The sequence below is a fragment of the Pseudomonas sp. 43(2021) genome (assembly GCF_017490805.1).
In the GTDB taxonomy this organism is placed as follows: Bacteria; Pseudomonadota; Gammaproteobacteria; order Pseudomonadales; family Pseudomonadaceae; genus Aquipseudomonas.
The window spans coordinates 46,299-68,782 of sequence record NZ_JAFGYJ010000030.1 but is presented as its reverse complement, the minus strand read 5'-3'; the positions used below and the strand labels follow the sequence as shown (position 1 = coordinate 68,782).

General features: G+C 59.3%; 16 protein-coding genes and 1 pseudogene. 7 read left to right on the top strand and 10 right to left on the bottom strand.

From position 1 onward, the window contains the following. Positions 1 to 94 (top strand): IS3 family transposase (locus J5M71_RS22520; RefSeq protein ID WP_182275356.1); only part of this gene is annotated, 94 nt, incomplete at its 5' end. Positions 95 to 272: 178 nt separating this feature from the next. Here the strand turns inward: J5M71_RS22520 and J5M71_RS22515 are convergent. The 3 genes from J5M71_RS22515 to J5M71_RS22505 all read right to left on the bottom strand — a co-directional run bounded on the left by J5M71_RS22515 (position 273) and on the right by J5M71_RS22505 (position 4,549). Then, a complete protein-coding gene (locus J5M71_RS22515) occupies positions 273 to 1,628 on the bottom strand; it encodes a GntR family transcriptional regulator (RefSeq protein WP_207837211.1) in 1,356 nt (451 codons plus the stop codon). Then, positions 1,628 to 3,013, bottom strand: coding sequence for a hypothetical protein (locus J5M71_RS22510; RefSeq protein ID WP_207837206.1), 1,386 nt, complete (start codon positions 3,011 to 3,013; stop codon positions 1,628 to 1,630). Before J5M71_RS22510 ends, J5M71_RS22515 begins: the two co-directional genes overlap by 1 nt. A 513-nt stretch (positions 3,014 to 3,526) precedes the next feature. Further along, on the bottom strand, positions 3,527 to 4,549 hold the full coding sequence (locus J5M71_RS22505; protein WP_063913469.1) for a zinc-dependent alcohol dehydrogenase family protein: 1,023 nt from the start codon (positions 4,547 to 4,549) through the stop codon (positions 3,527 to 3,529). A 206-nt stretch (positions 4,550 to 4,755) separates the two neighbouring features. Here J5M71_RS22505 and J5M71_RS22500 point away from each other — a divergent pair, with 206 nt between their 5' ends. Together J5M71_RS22500 and J5M71_RS22495 are read left to right on the top strand one after the other, a co-directional pair. Beyond that, positions 4,756 to 5,670: a LysR family transcriptional regulator gene (locus J5M71_RS22500; RefSeq protein ID WP_233687440.1), complete on the top strand. Its 915-nt coding sequence runs from the start codon at positions 4,756 to 4,758 to the stop codon at positions 5,668 to 5,670. A gap of 153 nt (positions 5,671 to 5,823) precedes the next feature. Then, positions 5,824 to 5,955: pseudogene (locus J5M71_RS22495) on the top strand (integrase); the annotation flags it as partial. A gap of 26 nt (positions 5,956 to 5,981) precedes the next feature. Here J5M71_RS22495 and J5M71_RS22490 read toward each other — a convergent pair. After that, the gene (locus J5M71_RS22490) at positions 5,982 to 11,927 is read right to left on the bottom strand and encodes a peroxidase family protein (protein ID WP_207837201.1); all 5,946 of its coding nucleotides are present in this window, start codon (positions 11,925 to 11,927) and stop codon (positions 5,982 to 5,984) included. Positions 11,928 to 11,998: 71 nt separating this feature from the next. Between J5M71_RS22490 and J5M71_RS22485 the strand changes: the two genes are divergently transcribed. Beyond that, positions 11,999 to 13,489 (top strand): ATP-binding protein, encoded by a 1,491-nt coding sequence (locus J5M71_RS22485; protein ID WP_207837199.1) that lies wholly within the window; start codon positions 11,999 to 12,001, stop codon positions 13,487 to 13,489. On the opposite strand, the gene J5M71_RS22480 is transcribed toward J5M71_RS22485, so the two are convergent. Further along, a complete protein-coding gene (locus tag J5M71_RS22480) occupies positions 13,486 to 14,187 on the bottom strand; it encodes a response regulator transcription factor (RefSeq protein ID WP_207837196.1) in 702 nt (233 codons plus the stop codon). The genes J5M71_RS22485 and J5M71_RS22480 overlap by 4 nt on opposite strands. 582 nt (positions 14,188 to 14,769) lie before the next feature. On the opposite strand from J5M71_RS22480, the gene J5M71_RS22475 reads away from it, so the two are divergent. The 3 genes from J5M71_RS22475 to J5M71_RS22465 all read left to right on the top strand — a co-directional run bounded on the left by J5M71_RS22475 (position 14,770) and on the right by J5M71_RS22465 (position 16,093). Further along, positions 14,770 to 14,910, top strand: coding sequence for a hypothetical protein (locus J5M71_RS22475; protein ID WP_207837192.1), 141 nt, complete (start codon positions 14,770 to 14,772; stop codon positions 14,908 to 14,910). Positions 14,911 to 14,964: 54 nt separating this feature from the next. Continuing rightward, complete coding sequence (locus J5M71_RS22470) at positions 14,965 to 15,543, top strand: NAD(P)H-dependent oxidoreductase (RefSeq protein WP_207837189.1); 579 nt, start codon at positions 14,965 to 14,967, stop codon at positions 15,541 to 15,543. A 166-nt stretch (positions 15,544 to 15,709) separates the two neighbouring features. Then, a complete protein-coding gene (locus tag J5M71_RS22465; protein ID WP_207837225.1) occupies positions 15,710 to 16,093 on the top strand; it encodes a MerR family transcriptional regulator in 384 nt (127 codons plus the stop codon). Positions 16,094 to 16,162: 69 nt separating this feature from the next. Here the strand turns inward: J5M71_RS22465 and J5M71_RS22460 are convergent, their stop codons facing one another. From J5M71_RS22460 to fabG, 5 genes are read right to left on the bottom strand one after another with little or no spacing between them, the layout of a single operon-like run. Continuing rightward, complete coding sequence (locus J5M71_RS22460) at positions 16,163 to 18,772, bottom strand: MMPL family transporter (protein ID WP_207837187.1); 2,610 nt, start codon at positions 18,770 to 18,772, stop codon at positions 16,163 to 16,165. 33 nt (positions 18,773 to 18,805) lie between these two features. Beyond that, a complete protein-coding gene (locus tag J5M71_RS22455) occupies positions 18,806 to 19,642 on the bottom strand; it encodes an outer membrane lipoprotein-sorting protein (RefSeq protein WP_207837181.1) in 837 nt (278 codons plus the stop codon). A gap of 50 nt (positions 19,643 to 19,692) precedes the next feature. Then, positions 19,693 to 20,976 (bottom strand): DUF1302 family protein, encoded by a 1,284-nt coding sequence (locus J5M71_RS22450; RefSeq protein WP_063913478.1) that lies wholly within the window; start codon positions 20,974 to 20,976, stop codon positions 19,693 to 19,695. A 2-nt stretch (positions 20,977 to 20,978) separates the two neighbouring features. Beyond that, positions 20,979 to 21,743 (bottom strand): SDR family NAD(P)-dependent oxidoreductase, encoded by a 765-nt coding sequence (locus J5M71_RS22445; RefSeq protein WP_207837177.1) that lies wholly within the window; start codon positions 21,741 to 21,743, stop codon positions 20,979 to 20,981. Then, positions 21,740 to 22,477 (bottom strand): 3-oxoacyl-ACP reductase FabG, encoded by a 738-nt coding sequence (fabG, locus tag J5M71_RS22440; protein WP_207837175.1) that lies wholly within the window; start codon positions 22,475 to 22,477, stop codon positions 21,740 to 21,742. The genes J5M71_RS22445 and fabG overlap by 4 nt, the downstream gene beginning before the upstream one ends. Between the last annotated feature and the right edge of the window lie 7 nt (positions 22,478 to 22,484).

The following is a 22,484-nucleotide window of genomic DNA, read 5'->3' as shown; positions in this document are numbered from 1 at the left end:
TGAATACATCGATTACTACAACCATGATCGAATCAAGATGGGGCTGGCCGGCCTGAGTCCCGTGGCATACAGGAATCAGGCCGCAGCAGCCTAATCAAAGATTGTCCAACAAATGGGGCGCACCTCAGGGTACGAGGATCGCTTGCGAATTCAGTTATCTGTGCGACAGCGCCGCCCAAAGGGCTGGGCAATTTCCCACAAGGTCAACGCCTGACTCGTTGCATTGGCAGGGACCTTGTGGGAGCAACGGGTTGCAACGCGACCCCGGCAGCTCAAGGTGCAACCCCGGCGGGCCGGCCGCAGCGCAGTTCCAGCGACTGGGCCAGGCGCTCGACAGCCTGTTGCAGTTCCTCCGGGTGATCACCCAGCCACGCCAACGCCAGGTACTGCTGGTAGCGCCCCTGCAGGCTGAACTGCTCGCCCGGCAGTGCGTGCAGTGCCGAACCAGCCAGCGCTTCAGCAATACCCTCCCACGACAACGGCTGGCGAAAGCGCACCCACAGTGTCCACCCACCCTCCGGCATTTCCAACGCCACCCGCTGGCCGAACTGCTGCTGCAGCGCATGCGCCAGGCATTGCATGCGCTTATGCAGGTCCGTGCGCAACCTCACCAGTTGCGCCTCGATCTCACCTTTACCCAGCATGTGCGCCAGCGCTTGCAGGCGCAGCGGTGCAAGCCGGAATGCACGTTCAGCGAACGCCCTGGCCAGCACGGCATCATGGCCCAGCAGGTAGGCATAGGGCGCCTCGCCCCCCACCGCGGCATCGAACGCCCCCATCACCAATAGCCAGCGGGGGTCGACCCAATCGCGCAGGCGCGTATTCGGCGGCCCGCTGTAACAGTGCTCACTGTCCAGGTCGTTTTCCAGCAACCATACAGGGTGCTGGCCGAGCAACTGGCCAAGCTGCTGCTGGTAGTGCGCTGAAAACAGCCGCCCCTGCGGCATGCCAAGGCACGACGGCATGACCAGCATGCGTACCGGCTCGCTCCCCAGCAGCCGGGCCAGGGCGCGCAGATCCGGGTTGCCGCGGGTATCCAGTGGCACCTCCAGCACACGCATGCCGGCACGTGCCAAAGCGCGCAACACCTGCCAACAACAGGGCGAGTGCACCAGCACGGTCCCCCCTTGCAGGGCCAACGCCGCCAGCACCGTCTCCAGTAACGCCTGCACATCAGGGGCCAGCTGAACGTCCTCGGCAGACCAGTACTGGCTGGAGGAGCGGGTATAGCGCTCGGCAACGGCATTGCGCAGGCGGGCGTTGCCGGGCGCTTCCCAAGGGGCAACACTGTGCATGCGCTGACGTGCCAGGCGCCGCTCGTGGGTGAACAGGGCCCGCTCCAGCATCGACTGTGCCGGCAAGGGTGGCTGCCGGGGCATGGCCGCAGCGTCCCCCTTGCCAGCACCCTGTACGTAGTAGCCCGACCTCGGCAGGCACTGCACGCGGCCCTCCTCCTCCAAAAGGCCGTAGGCACTCTGCACGGTGGCCAGTGACACCCTCAGCCGCCGGGACAATGCCCGCAGCGACGGTAAACGGCATGGGCCACTGCCTTGCGCCTGGCCGATCAAGGCCTCCAGGTAGCGATAGACCTTGCGGTAGGCAAACTCGCCGCGGGCCGATTGCTCCATCAAGGCAGCCCCGCATGACCACGCCGCCGCCCCGAGGCCTGCCGTGGCAGCAACCGCAGTTGTACATCGCGACGGGCCAGGTGGCTCATCAGGCGCCAGGCGGCCAGCGGCAGGCGCCCGTCATAGATCACCCGCAGTTGCCCCAGCGGCAGGCCACTGGTGTTTACCAGCCAGTTTTTCACCGCATCAGGGCAGGGTTTACCCTGCAACGCCCGATGCAGGTAAGGCAACGCCACCAGCATGTCGGCATGCCGACATTGCAGAAAACGCTCGAGGTTTTTCCCCTGCCTGGCGAACGGGCTGAACAGCAGGCATACCTGTTGGATCTGGTTGATACCGTAGGCCTTGCCGAGCTGCAGCTGATTCACATCACGCCGCTTGATGCCTTCCGGCTGGCCAGCCAGCCGCAATGCCGGGCGACTGGCCTGCGGCTCGAGACTGCGTGCGCGCAGTTCGTGCAACTGAGCCGGCGCCAACGGATCGACGAAGGCAGTCAATGACCAGGCATCCTCGGCAGCCTCGAAGCAACCACCGAGCATGAGGTCGAGTTGCTGCGCTTCGAGCAACGGCGGCAACAGGTCATCAATGGCAATTACCCGCACCGGCGTATCCCGCTGCACAGCCCCCGATGCCGACGCCGTCAGGGCGCCCAGCGGTACCCCGATGCTGCCGTTCAGCCGACTCAGCCCATGGGCCAGCGCCGCCAGGCATTGATGCACCCCATGCGGACCACGCTCCCCAGCCAGGCGCAGGCTGCGCCGGGCCCAGGCCAGGTAGCGGCGACGCTGGTGCGCGGGGATGGCGGTGATCAATACATCCGCGGCTGCCTGTGCCTGCAACGCAAACCCCACGGCACCCGCCAGTTCCAGGTGTAGCCGGCTACCTAGCAGTGCTTCGGGACTGGCATCGACCAGGTGACCGAACATCAACATGGCGTCCCTCGCCAACAGCCAGCGTTCGGGCGCGGCAGCGGGGTGCCGGCTGAACGGCACCACTTCACGTCCCTCGATCATCTGCAGCTGCACCCGCGGGTCATCCTGCATGAACAGCGCACTGAAGCTGCGCTCATGGCCTTCGAGCGTGGCGCTGCCAGCCACCGGCAGGCTGACCACCAGCACCCGCAGCTGGAAGGTTACCGGCGCACGCAGGGCGATACTCAGTTGCGCGGCACGCAGCATGGCCAGCAGCCGGGCGCTGCGGCGATCGTTGCCTTGCAGCACCAGCAAGCGGAAGGTGCCGATGTACTCGGGCCCGCCTGCAGCAACCAGCAACCGTTGTATCAGCAACTGCAAGGAAGCCCGCTGCGCTTGTGACATGTGACTGAGCAAGCGCTCGAGCACTTGCTGGTAGATATAATGCATTGCCTGGTCGTGAATAGCAGTCACGTAATCACCTCATCAACTTCATGCAGCCAGCGCACATTGAACAGAAGACCTGAACGTCAACATGCCCTGAACTTGGCCAGAAGAAATTCCCTACAACTAAAAGGAAGTAATGACGTAACCAGTCACTGTCGCCATGCCATCGAGAAAAACGCGTCGCTGCGACGCCCCGCCGCTGCCATGTAACGCCCTGGCTCGGGCATAGCCATGCTCATTCCACGCTCCTTGCGCAAACTATCATTGAGCCATTATCGAGGGATGCAAGGCGAATAGAAGATACAGATCAAGGTAAAAAAACCATTCAGCCAAAGTGAGAAAACACATTGACCGCCAGGCAAAAACAGTTCAAGCCAAAAAACTTGGCGGAATATTTCCACGAGCCACTGAATAATCGCGCCAAATGTAGTCCGCTTCGCTCTTTATTGTAGGAACATTCTTCTTTTGAGCATCAACCTTATGTACCGGGCACAAAAAACCCGGGACTCTGCCCGGGTTTCCTGATAATGCAAACAGCCGTCAGTGTTGCGCCATGTCCAGCACCACACGCCCGCCACACGGGCATTGGTCCATGTAGCGATGCGCTTCTACTACCTGCTCGAACGGGTACACCTTGATGATCTGCGGTGTCAGCAACTGGTCGGCGGTGAACTGGTTGATATCGCGCAGGGCGCGCTGTAGTGCCACCTGGTCCTGGCTGATGCCCAGTTCCGGCTTGCCGGTGAAGTTGCCAATGCAATGCACATGGAACTGGATGTTCTTCTGGAATGCCGCGCAGGCCGGGAACGGCGTCTGATTGCCGCCTTGCAGGCCATACAGCACCAGGCTGCCACGCGGTGCCAGCACATCGCCCAGCAGCGACATCTGCGGCCCGCCCATGCCATCGAGGACCATGTCCACGCCACGGCCATCGGTGTACTTGCCAATCTGCAGCAGCAGGTCCTGTTCTTCGGTGACAATCACCTTGTCGGCGCCCAGGCCCAGCAGGTACTCACGCTGTTCCGCCTCCTTGGTGGCGGCGAACACCTTCAGCCCCAGGGCCTTGCCCAGTTGCACGAAGGCAGGGCCCGCGCAGTGGCTGGCGTCGGTGACCAGCGCGGTCTGCCCGGCCTTGGCCCGGGCCAGGTCGACGTAGGCGAAATAGGCGATCAGCAGCGGCGTGTAGTGCACGCTGGCCTCGATCGGGGTAAGTACATCCGGATAACGGGTAATGGCCGTACGCGGCAGCACGATGACATCGCCATACACGGGGTGGTCGTTGGCACTGGTGGCCGGGAAGCTGGCAACCCGGTCGCCCACGGCAATATCCTCGACCCCTTCGCCAACCGCGGTCACCACCCCGGCCATCTCGTGGCCGATCCCCGCCGGCAGGCGTGCCTGGGATGGTGCCAGGTTCTGGCGCCAGAGCACGTCATACCAGCTGACGCCAACCGCCTCGACGCGGATCTGTACCTCGCCGGCAGCGGGTGACTGTTCGGGCTGCTCCTCGCAACGGAGCACATCGGCAGCGCCGAACTTGTGGAAACGGATCATGCGGGACATCGCATACCTCGCCATTGTGAACCTCTAATTACCACGAACTCTATCCGGGCTTTGCCGGATAGACCATCAGTGGTCATTAATAGTCGACATGCTTGTCATCGATTGGGCACCTGACTTTCCCTGCGATTGGTCCCCCTAAACCCGTGCAGGGTACCAGCCTTTGGCCTTAAGATTCACCTCTGCCCCACTTTAGGCGAAGCGCACCGATGAATCGAAACGACCTGCGTCGCGTAGACCTCAACCTGCTGATCGTGTTCGAAACGCTGATGCACGAGCGCAGCGTGACCCGTGCCGCGGAAAAACTGTTCCTCGGCCAGCCCGCCATCAGCGCGGCCCTGTCGCGCCTGCGCAACCTGTTCGACGACCCACTGTTCGTGCGCACCGGCCGCAGCATGGAGCCGTCGGCCCGGGCCCACGAAATATTCTCCCTGCTGTCCCCGGCGCTGGACTCGATTTCCACTGCGGTCAGCCGCGCTGCCGAATTCGACCCGGCCACCAGCAATGCTGTGTTCCGCATCGGCCTGTCGGACGACGCCGAATTTGCCCTGCTGCCGCAGTTGCTCAAGCGCATCCGCGCCGAAGCGCCAGGTATCGTGCTGGTGGTACGTCGGGTCAATTACCTGCTGATGCCGACGCTGCTGGCCTCGGGCGAGATCTCGGTGGGGGTCAGTTACACCAGCGAACTGCCAGCCAACGCCAAGCGCAAGGTGCTGCGCCGCAGCATGCCGAAACTGCTGCGAGCCGACAGCGTGCCCGGCACCATCACCCTGGACGACTTCTGCGCGCGCCCGCATGCGCTGGTGTCGTTTGCCGGGGACCTGTCGGGGTTCATCGACGAGGCCCTGGAGGAAATTGGCCGCAAGCGCCATGTGGTGCTGGCGGTGCCGCAGTTCAACGGGCTGGGGAGCTTGCTGGCGGGCACCGATATTGTCGCTACGGTGCCGGACTACACGGCGGATGCGCTGACCGCGGCGGGTGGGTTGCGGGCCGAGGATCTGCCGTTGGATGTGCGCAGTTTCGAGCTGCACATGGCCTGGCGCGGGGCGCAGGACAATGACCCGGCGGAGCGGTGGTTGCGGTCGCGGATACAGATGTTCTTCGGCGACCCCGATAGCCTGTGAGCGAGTTCTACTGAATTCCAATAACCTCTGCAAATACAGATAGATAGGCGAATTTTCTGTCCGTTGCCATCCGTCGTATTCCACTCATTTCCAACGTAACTGGGGGTATCGTTTGGGGTACTTTTCATTTCCTGAAAACGATACCCCCAGATTTTGCCGACCCATCCCGCACCGGCGTTCCGGCAAAAACTCAGCGATGCCTTCCTGCGCAGCGTGACCGCCCCCGGCAAGTACGCCGATGGCGAAGTCCCCGGCGTGTACTTGCAGGTCCAGACCTGGCTCAAGGAGGGCGCCGTTTTTGGTTGAAAGCCTTACACCACGCCGACGAAATCGCTCGCTGTCAGGGCGACATGCCCGACCAGATCAATCTGGAAATCTGCGCCATTACCGCTGTTGACATTGCCCTCCACATACGTGTGTTCAACCCCACCGACATTGGCGAAGTGGTACTTCAATTGCGCTTGGTTACTGAACTCAGTGCCGACGCCATTCCACTCGCCAAGGAAGGCAAAGTCCTGATTACCGGCGGAACCTGCGCCGGAAGTGCGGGCATCGATCAGCGTCAGATCGATGTGGTCAGCTCCCTGCGCAAAGTCGGTGATCACATCGCGGCTAGCGGTCGAAGTGCCGGAGTCGTTCATTGCGCTGAACATAAAGATGTCCGCCCCCGCCCCACCGGTCAAAATGTCGCGGTTGCCGTTGCCGGTCAGTGTGTCAGCGCCGCCTCCACCAATGAGGGTGTCGATGCCGCCTTGCCCGGTCAGGGCATTGTTGGCGCTATCGCCGGTCAAGCTGTTGGTACCGTTGCTGCCGAGAACATTCTCGATGCCGCTCAAGGTGTCATTACCGGTTTGCGAACTGCTCGCCAGGCCAGTAGACAGGTTGACCGTGGCGTTGGCCAAGGTCCCCGACAGGTCGTAGGTATCAGTGTCGCCACCACCCTCGTAGCTGTCATTGCCGTCATTGACCGACGCCCGGAAGGTATCATTACCAAGACCACCAAACAGGCTGTCCAGACCTTGCCCACCGACCAGGATGTCGTCTCCGCTGCCACCGTCGATCCAGTCGTTGCCGCCCTGGCCTTGCAAAAGGTTGCTAACGCTGTCGCCCTGGATGTGATCGACGCCAGAACTGCCGGTGACGTTCTCGATGTCGGTCAGGGAGTCATTGCCGGTTTGGGTGCTGGTTGACGTGCCAACAAGCAAATCGACCGTGGCCGACGCCGATGTGGCCGATAAGTCATAGGTATCGGTGCCCGTACCGCCGTCATAGTGGTCGTTGCCGTCATTCAGCGATGCCAGCAGCGTATCGTTGCCTGCCTCACCAAAGACGGTGTCGTTGCCGGCCACACCGCTAAGCTGGTTGTTACCGCTATTGCCATGGATGACGTTGTCCAGCCCGTTACCTGCGCCGTTTATGTTGTTCGCCCCCTGCAAGCTCAGGTTCTCGACGTTGGCACCCAGGGTGTAGCTGACCGACGACAAGACCGTGTCGGTGCCTTCGTTCAGGTTTTCCTGAACCGCATCGCCATTGGCATCCACCCTGTAAGTGTCGTTGCCGGCGTTACCCAGCATCGTGTCGTTACCGCTACCGCCGTCCAGTAAGTCGGAACCCAGTCCGCCGTTGAGGACGTCATTACCCGAGTAACCCATCAAGATGTCCTGATAGTTGGTGCCATTGAGCGTGTTGCCGAAGAAGTTGGTGCCTTCGATGAAGCGCCCTACCGCTTCCGAAGGGTCGGACGTCAGTTGTTCCACTGTGCCGTTGTTGTCGGTGTAAGTGGTGATGACCCGTAGCTGCTGGCCGAACTGCGCCGAGGTGGGCGCAAAGGTCGAAGCATTCGCCCCGGCAATACTGATCCAGGCCGCGCCCACCAGTGCTTGCCATTGGAAGGTGAACCCACTTGGCCCAGGCAAGCCGTCAGCGTCCTGTATGGTTGAGGTAATGGCGGTCAGCCGGTATTGAGCCGGCACCGGACGGCTAGGTGTGGTCGGCGCAGTGGCAAACCCCGACAGCAACGCATTGCCGGTTGGCAGACTGTTGGTGATGTTCAGGTTGACTGTGCGGTCGGCGAAGCGCAGTTTTTCAATGCCAGTCACGATATCAGTGCCATCGACATTCGCCGCGCCGACCCGCAAATCCACCACTTTGAACGCCGTGATCAACTCGCCACCCAGCCGAATGTCGGTGAACTTGGTAATGCTGTAGTCGGCAAAATTGCCACTGTACAGCGCTTCATCGGCTGCGCCATCGGCCGTGCCTGGGGCTGCGTGGTTATCACCCAAAATGAAGTCCAGACGGGCCGCTTGCAGTCCAGTAAAGTGCTGAGCGAACCCCTGACTGGCGAGCAAGTGATTCAGATCGGCGAGTTTGATCGAATCGCCGACGATTACGTCATTTCCGCCATTACCTTGAGAAACATCGTCGCCGCTGCCGCCTATCAACCAGTTTTCCGTGGCATTACCGATCAGCCCCGCCTGAGGGTTGGCCGGAGTCGTCGTGCTTGCACGACTATCGCTGAAGCGTGAACCGATCAAACCCTCAATGTCTGTCAGCAAGGCGTTGAACGGCTGGAACAGCACAGCGGTGCCCGGCGCCGCCACGATATTCTGATTGTTAAGGTCTGCCGCCGCATCCAGGGCAATGTTCACATCGCTAAAGGCCGCGATGTCGAAGCCCACGTCACCGAGGGCCTCATCGCCGTCACCTTGACCCGGAGCGCCACCCAGGCCAGGCAGCAGAATGTCGTCACCGACACCGCCGAACTCCTGGTCGCCAGTGGAACCGCCGGAAATGATGTCATCGCCGTCCTCACCGAACAGAATGTCCGGGCCGTCGCCACCGTAGATCTCGTCGTTACCGTCACCGCCATGCACAAGATCAGTGTCGCCGCCGGCATCGATGTAGTCATTGCCAGCGCCACCGTACAACTCGTCGATCCCGGCTTCACCGTAGAGGTGATCGTTGCCATTACCGCCAATCACCACATCGAGGGCACCTGCGCTGGTCCCGGCATAGATGGTGTCGTCCCCTTCCCCACCATCGAGGAAGTCTTCGATATCACCGCCGTAGATCACATCGTTGCCGTCACCGCCATAGATATGGTCGGCACCGGCCTTGCCATCAAGGATGTCATCGCCACCTTCGCCATAGATCGTATCGTCGCCATCGCCAGCGTCGAGCCAGTCGTTGTAGTCAGTGCCAGACAATACTTCGTGCGAGTTGTAGCCCACTGCCGCTGTGCCATCAGGGTTCTGGCCCTGGTCCGGACGGTAGTCACGGATATAGGTTTGAGCGGTATGCGTTTCCGGGCTGGTCAGGCTGACCAGCAAGCCGTTACCGCCAATTCCGCCCGCGCCACCGCTTGAGTAAACGCCGACATGGTTCGCCTCAATCAGCGTGCCATATTTGTGCTCGCCCTTGTACGCCGTCGCACTTGCGCCGGAGTCGGTGTTGCTCAGTTCGATGTAGCTGTCGGCGTAACCGAATACATCACCGGCCAGGTGCCGGGCATCGGTGGTGCGTTCAATGATGTCCTTGAATTGCTCGGTCACTACCTGTTCGTTGAGGTTGGTCATCGCCGGCAAGCCGAGATCAAGGCGGAACAGATAATAGAAACGGTCGCCATCCATCAACCGTTCCATCTGATCCTCGAAGATAGCGTTGAAGGTGGTGCCCAGTTGCCCGGTGTAGACATGTTTCTCCGCGAGGCCACCGATCCACAGATCAATCGCGTTGTAGCCGTCGTAACCGGCCACATGATTGCCGTTGGCATCTGCCGCACCGGAAAGGAAATAGGCCGCCTCTTCAGCCGTGACGCTGCCGCCGGCATAGTTGGTGGTAGCACCTGAGGTATCGGCATCGATGATGGCTTGGGCATGGGCCACATCACCATCAAATGAATAGGCGGCGATGAAATTCACCAGTGACTCGGGGTGAATCATGTTGTTGGCGAAGTCACTCCAACTGGTATAGGGCGTCAAGCCATCCACGATCAGGTTCGTGTGATGCTGCGCGCCTGCCGGCGACGCCCTCTCCTCGACGAGTGCATCGTGAATCTGCTGACGCGCCTGGTTCAGGGTAGGCAGACCCAAGTCGCGACCACGAGCCAGGTTGATGGTCGCGAGGTCCAGCGGTTGACCGAGCAAGCCTTGTTGCAGGGCCGGGGTCACGAATTCGTCGATTTCGTTGCTGATCTGCCGGGTCATGCCCAGAGCAATGGCTGTCGGCCCCACCTCGGCAAAACCGCCGGGGTTGAGAAAAGCCTGCTCTAGCGCGTAGTGAGTGATTGCACCGGTCAGGTCGTAGCCACCACTGGCATTTTTTTCCAGAGCATCGATGGTTTCGCGTAGTTGCGAGTGGCCGAAACGAAACGCGGCTTGGCCATACTCCAGAGAAATATTGGCGTTAATGCCCGAGTCATAGGTCACAAACTCTGGCAAATCCGGGGTGATCAAACGCGCGTATTGGTCGATCGCAACGTGCTGGTATTCCATTTCCACGGTCAACTTGGTGGCATAGAACAGTTTGTCCTGATCCCAGGACACGGTGACGCCATCGGGCAGAGTGAAATTACCGTTGGCATCAGTGTAAAAACCGCCGCTACCGTTGCTCACCTGGACCTGCCAGTTATGCCGCACATTGACGTCTGTCTGCCCCAGCACCTCGTTCTGCAGGTTGATTAGCTGCACGTTGTGGTCTTCATGGAATATGTGGTGAATGGCGGTGAGGCCGAAGTTTTCGTTCACCCGACCATCACCGGCAACGTAGTGATCACCCACCGACTGCAGCAGCAACTCGTTGGCCACCGCAAAATCGGCACTGCCGGGAACCGCGCTGATGGAGAAGTCGGAAAAGTTGACAAAGCTGAACAAGTTTTTCGGACCCGAATTGTCATAATTGATGACCATCCCATAAGGGTTGTTCGTGTCGAACGTGATGCTGGTGATGTGCGCATCCAGCGACATCAGTTTCGCTTGATCGATATGCATATCATCAAAGTGCGGGTTCATGTCCAGCAGGATCGCCTCGCGGGTGTAAACCGCTTGTACGCCGGCGGTCCCAGGATCGGCATCCAGTACATGGCCGTTGGCATCCCGCACGCGGAAGTTCACGATATCGTCCCAGGTCAGATCGTCGCGACCGGTGGCCAGCACATGAGCGCGCAATTCGCTCAGGGTCGGCAACGTCTGATGGGTCAGCACACCGTTGAGGGTCCAGGAGGCTTCGTCGCTTAAGGTTGTGCCGTCAAACAGCGCCGCACCCGCGATGAACTGGCCGGGGTGATTGGGGTCCGCCACCCATTGACGCAGCAATTGAGTCACAGCCTCATTGGAGCCGTAAGTCTGATTCTGATCGATGTAGGGCGAGTCAAGGTTGACGTATTGCGCCTGGCCTTGACCGTCCACTTCGCTGACCGAAGCCCGATGCACTTTGATCGAGTAAACCGGCTGCCCGTCCGGGCCGATGGAGCCGTACAGCGGATCATCCGGCGCCAGAGGAATAGTGATCGTCGCGTTCTGATTGGGTTTGTTGATGAAATCCAGCCCATGGTCGAAAAACTGCCCGAACAAGGTGAACCAGCCGGTTGTCGACGGGTCACCGCTGACGGTGTTCTGGTTGCGAATGTAGTACTGCCCGGAATCCGGTGAGGTGCTATCCACCTCGCCAATGGTGCCCAGAATCCCCGGATCAGTAACGATCGCTACGCCCGTGTCGGTATGCTGGATGTACCCGTTGGCATCGGTAGCAAAAGTTACCCCGCCACTGACGATGGTCTGGCTGATCATCCGGGGGGTGTAGTCCACTAGTGAAGCTGTTGGATCGCTATACAGTGAGCTACTGTCAGCTATGGGCGTGACACCGGCGGGAATGCCCGGTCCGGCCAATGCGGCGTTATCCAGGTTCTGATGAACGTAATGCGTGTAGTCCGAATGGGTCAGGCGAATGAAGTTCTGACCAAAACTGCCCCAGCTCTGTCCGTCCTGGGTCAGGTTATTGAAGTGACCGGAGACGTCGCGCAAGCCGATCGGGTCCCGTGCGCCGTTGTACCAGCGGGATTCGCCGACCGGAATATCCAGGGGATTGAAGCTGCCGAGTATACCGAGCACATGGACCTTGCCGTCCGAACCACTGTAGCCGTAAAGAGGATCGCCGGCGGCATTATAACCGACGACATGAATGGTCGGGAACGTAACCTGCTGGTCAAGAAACGAAATATCGTTTTGATTAAGAGTGAAGCGCTTTAGCCCATACATGTCAGTCTCCAGATATCCTGAGTTGCTGGGTTTTTCAAACGACTTACCACGATGATCAGGGAACCAAGCCGATGGCAAAAGATGCAAAGGTCGAATCAAAAAATGAGACTTCTATCGCAGATGAAGCTCAGCCTTTGGTCGAACCAGCCCCTCCTGTTTGCGAGGAGGTTCGCAATGGAATCTGGCGCACCCGGATCAGGGGCCGAGCGCGCAAACTAAGTCACTCGACCCAGTTTGTCATTGCCGCTGCGGTGATCCTGGGACTGACCATGTTCTCCGTCGGCAAGCTGGTAAGCGAACGAATAGAAAGTGCCGCAGTACAAAGCGCGGCAGAAGCAGGCGCCCACTACATGGAAGCGTTTCTGGAACCCTATGTGCAGGAGATGATCCGGGACAACAGCCTTTCGACTGCAAGTGTCCAGTCCCTGGACCGCCTCATGGAAAATCGTGCGTTAAATCAACACATTGTCTCGATCAAGATCTGGCGAGCGGATGGCACGGTGGTCTACAGCACGAATAAAGCCATCACCAACCACAAATTCCCAATAGACGAGATCACCGAGGCGCTTAAGGGCAAAGTGGTCACTGCCCTTGAAGAGCTGAGCCAGAATGAGAACGAGTTCGAGCGCAATCTAAACGTTCCGCTCTACGAGATCTACGCGCCCCTGCGGGATTTAAGCTCCAGGAAAATCATCGCTGTGGGCGAATTTTATGAAAAGGCCGATACTCTGGAGCTCGAGATCAATCGCGTCCGACAGCAGGTATGGGGGGTCGTGGGCGCCGCGACGTTGGCAATGCTGGCGCTGCTTTTCTTCATCGTGCGACGCGGTGACAAGATTATTCAGCAGCAACAAGTGGCGCTGCACTTGCGGCTGCAGGAGCAAACCCGCTTACACATCAGCAATGCCGAACTCCAGCTCAAGATGGCGACGGCGACCCAGGAGTTTTCTCGAGTCAACGAACTCAACTTGAGGCGGATTGGTGCAGACCTGCACGACGGGCCGGCGCAGTTATTGACATTGATTCTAATCTGGCTCGACGAGTTGACCGAAAACTGCTCGGATGTCGATCAGGAGGCGTTCGAAACCATTCGTGGTGCCGCCACCGACGCACTGCGGGAGATCCGCGATTTATCACGAGGTCTGGCACTTCCGGAAATTAACGATTTGAACTTGGTGGAAGATTTGCAACTGGTGGCGCAACGGCACGAGCAACGTACCGGCACCAAGGTCAACTTAGCCCTAGGGCCGCTACCTGACGCCACGCCGCTGCCGCTCAAACTCTGTTTGTACCGTTTTGTGCAAGAAGCCCTCAACAACGCTTACCGTCATGCCAACGGCGAGGGTCAGGTCATCCAAGCGCAATACATTGATCAGGTATTAAATATCAGCGTCAGGGATAGTGGTCCGGGTATGGCGGCGGACGCCATGCAACTCGATATATCCGGCAGAACCAGATTAGGGCTCGCCGGTTTGCGTTATCGCGTTGAATCTCTGGGCGGGTTGTTCAGCATCGACTCTAGTACATCAGGAACGTCGATCAATGCACAGTTCAAACTTTAGTCAGAGCGGCTCCGGGCATACATTGGTGTTTTCCCTGCGCCGATGTGCAATCGCCCGAGAGCTTCGCGCTCCCTGTAATAACGTAGGGCCGTGACCGCTTCGACACGATTTCGTACGTGCAACTTCTGCATCACACAACTCATGTAGTGCTTGACTGTTTTTTCGCTTATAAACAGCTTTGACGCAACCTCCCTATTAGTCAACCCTTTTGAAACCTCATAAATAACTTGCTCCTCGCGCTGGGTCAGATCAAACGCGTGATTCTCCGCTTCATGTTTCTTGAAGTTACTCAGCAGTTTGTTGACAAAATCGGGGGTGATATACGTTTGCCCCTTGGCAACTAACCTGATAGCCGTGACCAGTTCCGGTCCGCTGACACCTTTCAACACATACCCGAGCGCACCGGCATCCAGCGCCAAAAAGGCGTCATTTTCGGATTCTGAAACCGTCAGCATCAGGACCCTCACATCCGATAGTTCAGTGGAAATGAACCGCACCGCAGCGAAAACATCACCCGGCATATTGACGTCCATCAGCATCACATCCGGACGCACCCTCTGGGCGATATCCTTGGCATCTTGCGCACTGGCGCCCTGTTCCATGACCTGAATATCCGCCCGTCTTCTCAGTATGTTGGCAACGCCCTCACGCAACAACGGATGGTCGTCGACAATGCCGATACGAATGAACGGATTCATGACGCGCTCCCGATAGGACTAGCACTCGAACGAAGAGTCATTCATTAATAGCAGAAAAGCCGGGATGACAGCGGTCATCCATCGTGTACTCCAGGCTCCAGGCGTTCGAAAATCAGGCTCAGGCCTGACACAAGTCGATCGTCAACGAACAATCACCTTTACAAGCAATATGAACAACTACACCACAACCCGTTGTTTTTAAAGCACTATGAAAGCGTCAAAAAAATGCAGCCGCATAAAACCCGGATCCAACCTTATCCGACCAACGGTCGCTTTTGTGAGATCGATACCATCGAGCCGAGCCTGGACTTGAGTGAGCCATCGCTCACCGGTTTTGAGCGTGGCTGCGCGCGGCTTACCCACGGTTCCCTGGATCTGATGCTCAGTTTCAGTCAGCCGTGTATCTATCGAATCAGGAGCGCCTTTCTCGCCACGCACGTGCGCCGTCTCGATGACTTTAAGACCTGCTTTGATCTTGTCCGCTATCGGTCGACAGCAGCCGATCGTGAATGCACTCCCTAATGGACACAGCCCTGTCCAAATGTTCTTCGGCGACCCTGACAGTCTTTAGGGAAAGTGTTGATGATGCCGGTCGATCATGCCTTGACAGGGCTCGACACCCTGACGCTCAGCGATACCCTCAGCCACGCTTATGACGGTTTTCCGGGTTACACCCAAGCGCTGCTGGACTTTTTGTCTCTACCGCTAACCGGCAAGGCTTGACTCTACCGTTAGGGGCAGACTTTACCCTTGGCACTTCATTATCTGGAGTTCGTCATGAAGAGCAAACGCATGCTCGTAATCCTCGGCCACCCTTCGAACGACAGCTTTTGCGGCGCTGTGTCCGAACGTTATGTCGAGGCCGCCACGCAAGCAGGCCATGAGGTGCGCCTGCTGCGCCTGGACACCCTGGACTTCGATCCGGTCTTGCACGATGGCTATAACCAGATCCAGTTGCTTGAGCCCGATTTGATCGACGCACAGAACGACATTACCTGGGCCGAACACCTGACATTGGTGTACCCGATCTGGTGGGGCGGCATTCCGGCGTTGCTCAAGGGGTTCTTCGACCGCGTGTTTCTGCCCGGTTTTGCCTTCAAGTACCGCAAGGGCTCGCCCTTCCCGGACAAGCTGCTCAAGGGCCGCACGGCTCACCTTTTGGTGACCATGGACACGCCGCCGTGGTACTACCGGTGGGTGTATCGCATGCCGGGCCTGCACCAAATACGCAAGACCACCCTGGAGTTCTGCGGCATAAAACCCCTGAAAACCCTGACCTTCGGTCCGGTATTGGGGTCCAAGCCGGAACAGCGTGAAGCCTGGCTCAAACAAGTCCAGGCAGTCGCCAGCCGCTGATCGGCCCCGGTCGGGCCGTGCCCCTGCGCTGCCCAACCGAGCCTCCCTGCCGTGACACCCTGTCCACCTTGGCTTCCCACCCCCTGACGCTTGTGCAAAGATGTCGCGCGCTTGTACGAGCGCGCGACATCTTTCCGCTTCTGATGCGTCAAAAAAAGGGATTTTCATGTACATCGGCAAAGCCGCCCAGCTGTCGGGCACCACCGTCAAAAGCATTCGACATTACGAAGAAATCGGCCTGTTGCCCCCCCCGCAACGCGAAGGCAAGTACCGCGTCTACAGCCAGCAAAGCGTAGAGCTGCTGACCTTCATCAAATGCGCTCAGCAACTCGGTTTCAAGCTCAAGGAAATGCAGGCCATTCTGCAGGATCATCGCGGCCAGGAGCTGCCCTGGGATCTGGCCATGCAGGCCATCGATAACAAAAAGCAGGAATTGATGGGGCAGATCCAGGCCTTGCAGCAAGTGCATGACGGCTTGGTTGAGTTTGAGCTGAGCCTCAAGGATGCTCAGATGCAATGCCAGTTCGAACACCTGGAAAAAGCCCGCTGAATCCGCACCGCCGCCCCTGAACGGCCATGGCGCCCCGTGCCGTTTTCAGCACGCAGGCGCCCCGGCGATTTAGCCTGGCACAGTCTCACCCCCCGGCTGCTCGCCCTCTTGCACTGCTGGCTGCGGCACAATCGAGGCAAAGAACCACGGCGAAATCAGCGTGACCAACAAAATGGTCATGAAGCCGCTGGATGACAGCGCCAGTATCACCAATACACCCAGGTCAATGACGGGTTTGTAGGCGGAGAACAGCAGCGCGACAAAGCCCATCGAGAAAATCACGACGTTGACCACCGTCGAGCGCCCGACGCCCTGCATGGCCGCCAGGATGGCCTCGTCGATCTCGATGCCCTTCTGCACCAGCATCTTGATCCGTGACAGCAGGTGAACGGCGTAATCCACGACGCCCACCACCAGGAACGTCACCAGTGTGGTACCGATGTTCAACTCGATATCCAACAGGTACATGCTGCCGTACACCGTCACCGACGTGGTCAGCAACGTCAGCATGCCGAGGATGCCCAGGCGTACTGACTTGAGCCAGAACATCATCATCAAGGTCACGGCCAGCAACGCCAGCGAGAAGCTCAGCACCTGACCCTGGGTGATTTCCTGCAACACCCCGGTCCATATGTACGGCGTACCGGCATGGGTGACTTGCAGGTTGGCCGGTTTGTTGATGGCCAGCCAGGCGTCCAGTTTATCGAGCATCGCCTGGTAATCGCCCGCCACAGATGAGGTCATGGTGAACAGCGTCACCGCCTTCGAGTAATCGGCATTGAGCACGTTCTGCAAGTCGGTGCCGCCACCGTTCTCGAACATCATGATGTGTTGTTCGATGAGCGAGTTGCCGTCGACATCGAAGGTCTCCGGTTTCCCGTCATCATCGACCACCGTCACCTGCTCCACCGCCTGCGGCACCCGCAGGAAAGCAGGGTTCATGTCGTTGAGCACGAGGTTCATGCGCTTGATGTAGGTCGCCACCGAATAGGTGTAACTCACGTTCGGCTGGGCCCTGATGAACTGGTCCAGACGTTCGAGGAACTGCACGGTTTCAGTGGTCAGCGCGCCACGCGGAGTCTTGGTGTCGAAAGCGATCCAGCCCGGCGATGTACCCGCGACTCCAGCCCGGTTGATGAACTCGTCGGACATCCGTACCGGGCTGTCCTTCTTGAAGTAGGCAATGCCCGAGTCTTCGATATCCACCTTGAACGTGAACACCGTCATCATCGCCAACAACGGCAGGGTCACCAGCAATACCGGCTTGCGCCAGCGAATCAGCCAGGCACAGAACACCACCAGATAGTGGGAGATCAGCGACTCTTTGAGTTGCACTTTGCGCGGGACGGCGTCTTTGCCCCAGATCGAAATCCACGCCGGAATCAGTAGCAACGAGATGATCAGCGCCGCCGTCAGGCCGATGGACATGAACACGCCAAAGTTGCGGATGCTGACAATGTTGTTGGTGGTTGAAATCAAGAACGTCGCAATAGTCGTGACCGTTGTCAGAACTACGGGCGTGACCATCAGGCGCTGGGTTTCACGGTTGGCTTCGCGGAAAGACTTACCCGAATTGAGCTGTTCGTAATACTCGGCCATGACGTGGATCGCGTCGGCACAACAGATGGTGAACAGGAACACCGGCAAGACACTGGTGAGCAAGTCCATCGGCACACGCAGCAGCGCCATCAGGCCAAGGGTCCAGATGGTGCAGAACAGGATATTGAACAGCGGCAGCACCACACCAAGTGGTTTGCGAAAGAAGAAAACCAGCAGAGAGGTCACCAACAGGAACACGATCGGGAACAGCATCGCCAGGTCGTGATCGATGATTTCCTGCTGGGCCGCAATGAAGATCGGCATGCCGGCGATGAACACCTCATCGGTGAACTCCGGGTGAGCCGCCTGGTACTTCGCGATGATCTCGCGGACCTGGTGATAGGCACGCAACTGGGCCTGAGCGTCGTCCTGTTTGGTGCCCAGTTCGGCGACGACCATGGCGACTTTCTTGTCCGCCGAGACGACGCCACCGACCATCTGCTCGTTGCCCATGATCTGCGCTTCGACCTTGACCGGGTCCATATCCAGGGCGTGCAGGGTCTTGTGGATCCACAACTCGCCATCGGCACTCAAGCTGATGTTTTCCAGGTCAGCCATCGAGGCCATTTCCTGGATCGGGTTGAGCCGCTCGGCAAGAAAGCTCAGGAACTGCAGGTCATGGCTGTCCCAGTGCCGGGCAATCCCATGGTCGCGCAGCGCTTTGGCGGCAGCGTAATCGTTCTGCGAAAAACCCTCGGCGAGGATCTGCACCAGCAAGCCCTGGGCATCATGGTCGTCACTGTGCAGGCCGACGATGCGCTGCAGTTCGACACGGTCCTCATCGTTCGCCAGCATCAACCGGCGTATGGCCTGGGACAGCTCGAACTGGGCGTTCAGCGACGTGGTGTTGAAGACACTCTCAGGGTTGCTCAGCGCCACCATGACCGAGTCATACGTGCCGGTGAACTCGCGCTGCAAATCAATGATCGTCTTGCGCGCCGGATGAGTGTCCTTGAGCAGATACGGATTGGTGTCCGACATCAGCGCGCCGAGCGTGTAAGTGAAGTAGGCGGTGATCGCCACCAGCACGAACACAATTGCCCGCGCATAGCGCTCGACGAAGTTCAAGTATCTTTCCATGAATGAGGGTTCCAGATGAATCGAGAGCGGCGCTTAGCGGGCAGACACGGCGTATTCCGGCAAGTCGCCGGCTTTCAGCCCGCGCTTGATCGCGGTCTGCGTGAACAGGCGGTCGTCCAGCGCGACGTTGTACTGCAACTGGTTGAAGCGCAGCTGAGAGCGCGTACCGGCGATGAAGTCCTCGGTTTCGCTGAGGGTAATGCTGTCGATCTGGTCGATGGTTTCAGTCTTCAGGGTGCGCATCTGCTTGAACATCACACCTTTTACATCGAAGAAGTCCTGGCGCAGCACCAGTGAGTTCTTCTTGTCAACCCAGACCTTGAGCTTGTTGTAGCCGGTCTTGGCCAGCACGGCAGGCGTCGCCGGCTCACGCTCGATCACGTAGCAATCGCGGCCCTGCAACTGCTCTTCGCCAACCAGCGTTTGGCGATAGTCTTCGGCGCGAATCTTGTCGAGGTCGGCATAGGAGTAGTCGCTACCCATGAACGCCCCGCGTTTGTCGGTGGTGGAAATCCTTCGGGTCTGTCGGCTGACCGGCAAGTACATCCATTGGCTGTCTTCGAGGCCCAGGGCCTCGCGCGGGTTTTCGATGTGGAAGGCGACGTCACGCACATCACTCGGCGCGGAGAAATACATGGTGAATTTGTCGCTGTCCGGGTAATCCTTTTGCAGGTAGCTGAACTCGCGGATGCGGGTGTTACCTTGCTTGTCGATCAGGATCAGGGACACCTGGGACATGAAGCTCTTGCCGTCATCGCGGTCCCGGGCCTGGCGAATGATGTCGTCGGCCGTGCGTGTTTCAGCTGCCGTGGCGGCAGCGGCGCTCAGCAGCAGTGCGCTTACAGTCAGGGTCTTGAAGATGGGCAACATCGCGATTTCCTTTTCATTGTTTGAGTGGTTCGCACACCGCACCGGTGTGGTCAGAACAGATAACCGGCGGACAAGCGCACCTGGTCGCGGTTGGCGTACGCACCGAACTGGCGGTCGGGCTTGCCGAAGAACACATCGACTTCGAGCCCCAACTTGAGCCAGTCCACCGGTTTGTAGGTGAAGATCCCCTGAACGAAACTGTCGTCCTGCGCTGGCGGCGACATACCGAAAACCAGACGGGTCTTGAGGCGATCCTGGAACTGCGAGCCTTCGGCAGACACGGTGAACAGGTCGTCGCGTTTGTCCTGGACCATGCCGGGCTGCCAGTCGAGCAGCCGCTGATGCTGCCACTGCGTCGAGATCAGCCAGTCCCGCAATAGGTAATCGACGCCCAGCAGCGACTTGGTCATCGCCGTCTGGTCGCTGCCGTAAGCGCGGTAAGGGTTGGTGACGCGCCAATTGTCGAAGTAGGCGACTTCACTGCGTACCACGATGCTGTGGCCGGCATCGATGGCCACACTGGCGCCGCCCATGGAATAGCGCGGGAATTGCCGTTCGAGGCGAATCAGGCCCTCTTCGGTCTGGCCTTCGACGGCGTAAACCGGGTCCTGTTGGCGGGCGTTGAGGGCCACGAAGCTGACATCCACCGTGCCGATCCGGCCGTTGGCACTGGCGCCGTAACCGAAGCCACTGTGACCGTCATAACCGGGCCGCGAATCGACCACAAACATCTGCGGGTCGGGTGTGGCAAAGATCGGGGCATCGAACTCGCTGCCGACGGCCGGCGCCTGGTTCTTCACAAAATCAGTGATCACCAGCGCTTCCAGCTCCCACTCGGCGACCGGCTGCACCAGGCGAATCATCGGCACGGCGATGCGGCTGTCTTCCAACAGACCGATCACACCCTCGCGATAATCCAGCGGGTTGATCTGATCGAGCACCCGTAATTCATCTGCACGCCCCCACACCACCTGCTGCCAGCCCACCGTCAGCTCGCCGTCACCGACATAGAGCCCCCAGTAAAGGTGCCGCCAATCGGCAGTCGCCCGGTAATCGTCCCGGGCTTGCGCGCTGTAGGGGTTGTTGCCGTCATAACGGAAGTCGTAGCGGGCTCGGCCCTTGGCCTTGTAGTAGCCGCTGTCCCAGGCATCCTCTAGGCTGAACTTGAGGTACACGGCCTTTTGCGTGACCTGGTCGTCCCCGTGCAGACGCACGGCCGTGGCAACGCCGATCTCCGCTTCATGATGCCCCGGCAACCACTCGGCGATCGCCACTGGCGAGCCGAGGCTGACCAGCGCGGCCAAAAGGCCGCGGTTCAATCCCAGTCGAGCCATGGCTACATTCCCAACCCGGCACCGCCGTCGATCATCAGGCTTTGCGCCGTGACGCCACTCGCCTGCGGGCTCGCCAGATAACGGACCATGGCCGCCACTTCGTCACCCTGAATGAAGCGCCGCAGGGGCAACTTCTTCTTCGCATTGCGCAGGATTTGCTCGTGGGTGATCCCGGCGATGCGCGCTTGAGCCGCCAATTCGCCTTGCAGCATCGGTGTGTCGATCCAGGCGGGCAGGATGGCATTGACGGTGATTCGCCGTGGTGCCAGGTCCAGCGCCAAGGCTTTGGTCATGCCGATGATGCCGTGTTTGGAGGCGCAGTAAGCGGTATTGCGGACCTTGCCCGCTCGGCCGAGGATCGACGACATGTTGACGATCCGCCCACCATCCGCCATCAGTGGCAGGCACAACGAGGTGACGTAAAAGGTGCCGTTGAGGTTGATCGAAATCACCTTGTGCCAGTTGTCGAGGTCTTCAGGTTCGTTCTCGTCGCAGACCCCGGCGCTGTTGACCAGCACATCGACAAAGCCGACCCGGTTGGCCAGGCCCTTGAACAGGAGTTGCAGGCTGGCGAGATCGGCGATGTTCGCTTCATGGGTTTCGATGCGAGCGGCAAAATCGCCCTCGGTGACCCACCTCTGCAAGGTTGGCAGATCCCGATCAAGCAAGATCAAAAGGTGCTCGGCCTGGGCTGCAAAATTTTCCGCGACGGCGCGGCCAATACCATTGGCCGCGCCGGTAATCACAATCGTGCGTGCCTGGCTCATAGCATTTTCAATCCGCCGTTGACGGACAAGACTTCGCCCGTGACGTACAGGCCGTGCTCGGCCAGATACAGCACCGCGTCAGCAATTTCTGCAGGCCGGGCGAACCGTTTGATCAACAGCCGCGACTGGATTTCCTGCTCATGGGCGCCGACCAGGGCTTCGCTCATGTCGGTGCTGACGATGCCGGGCGCCACCGCGTTGACCCGGATGTTGCGCGGCGCCAACTCCACCGCCAGTGCACGCGTCAATGCTTCTACACCGCCTTTGGCGGCGGCGTAGTTGCTCTGGCCCCTGCCGGGCTTTTGCGCGGCCACGGAACTTAGGTTGACGATGCATCCGCTGCGCTGGCGCATCATGCAGGGCAGCACCTGCTGACAGCACAACAACGTGCCGACCAGGTTGGTCTGGATGACCTCGGTGATGTCGCTCACCGATTGCGTGGCGAGCAAACCGTCACGGGTAATACCGGCGTTGTTGACCAACAAGTCGACACGCTCGAAACGCTGCTCGACCCGTTCGAAAAACGCCTGAATGCTCTGCGCATCCTTGACATCACACTGCGCGGCCAGGCACTCCCGGCCGAGCCCTTCGACCTGCGCCTGCAAGGCAGCGGCTGACGCCTCGTCACGCACATAACTGAAGGCAACCTCATAACCTGCGCCGGCCAGGGCCAGCACGATGGACTTGCCAATGCCGCGACTGCCGCCGGTCACGACAGCTATTTTCTGAGTCATGACCGCT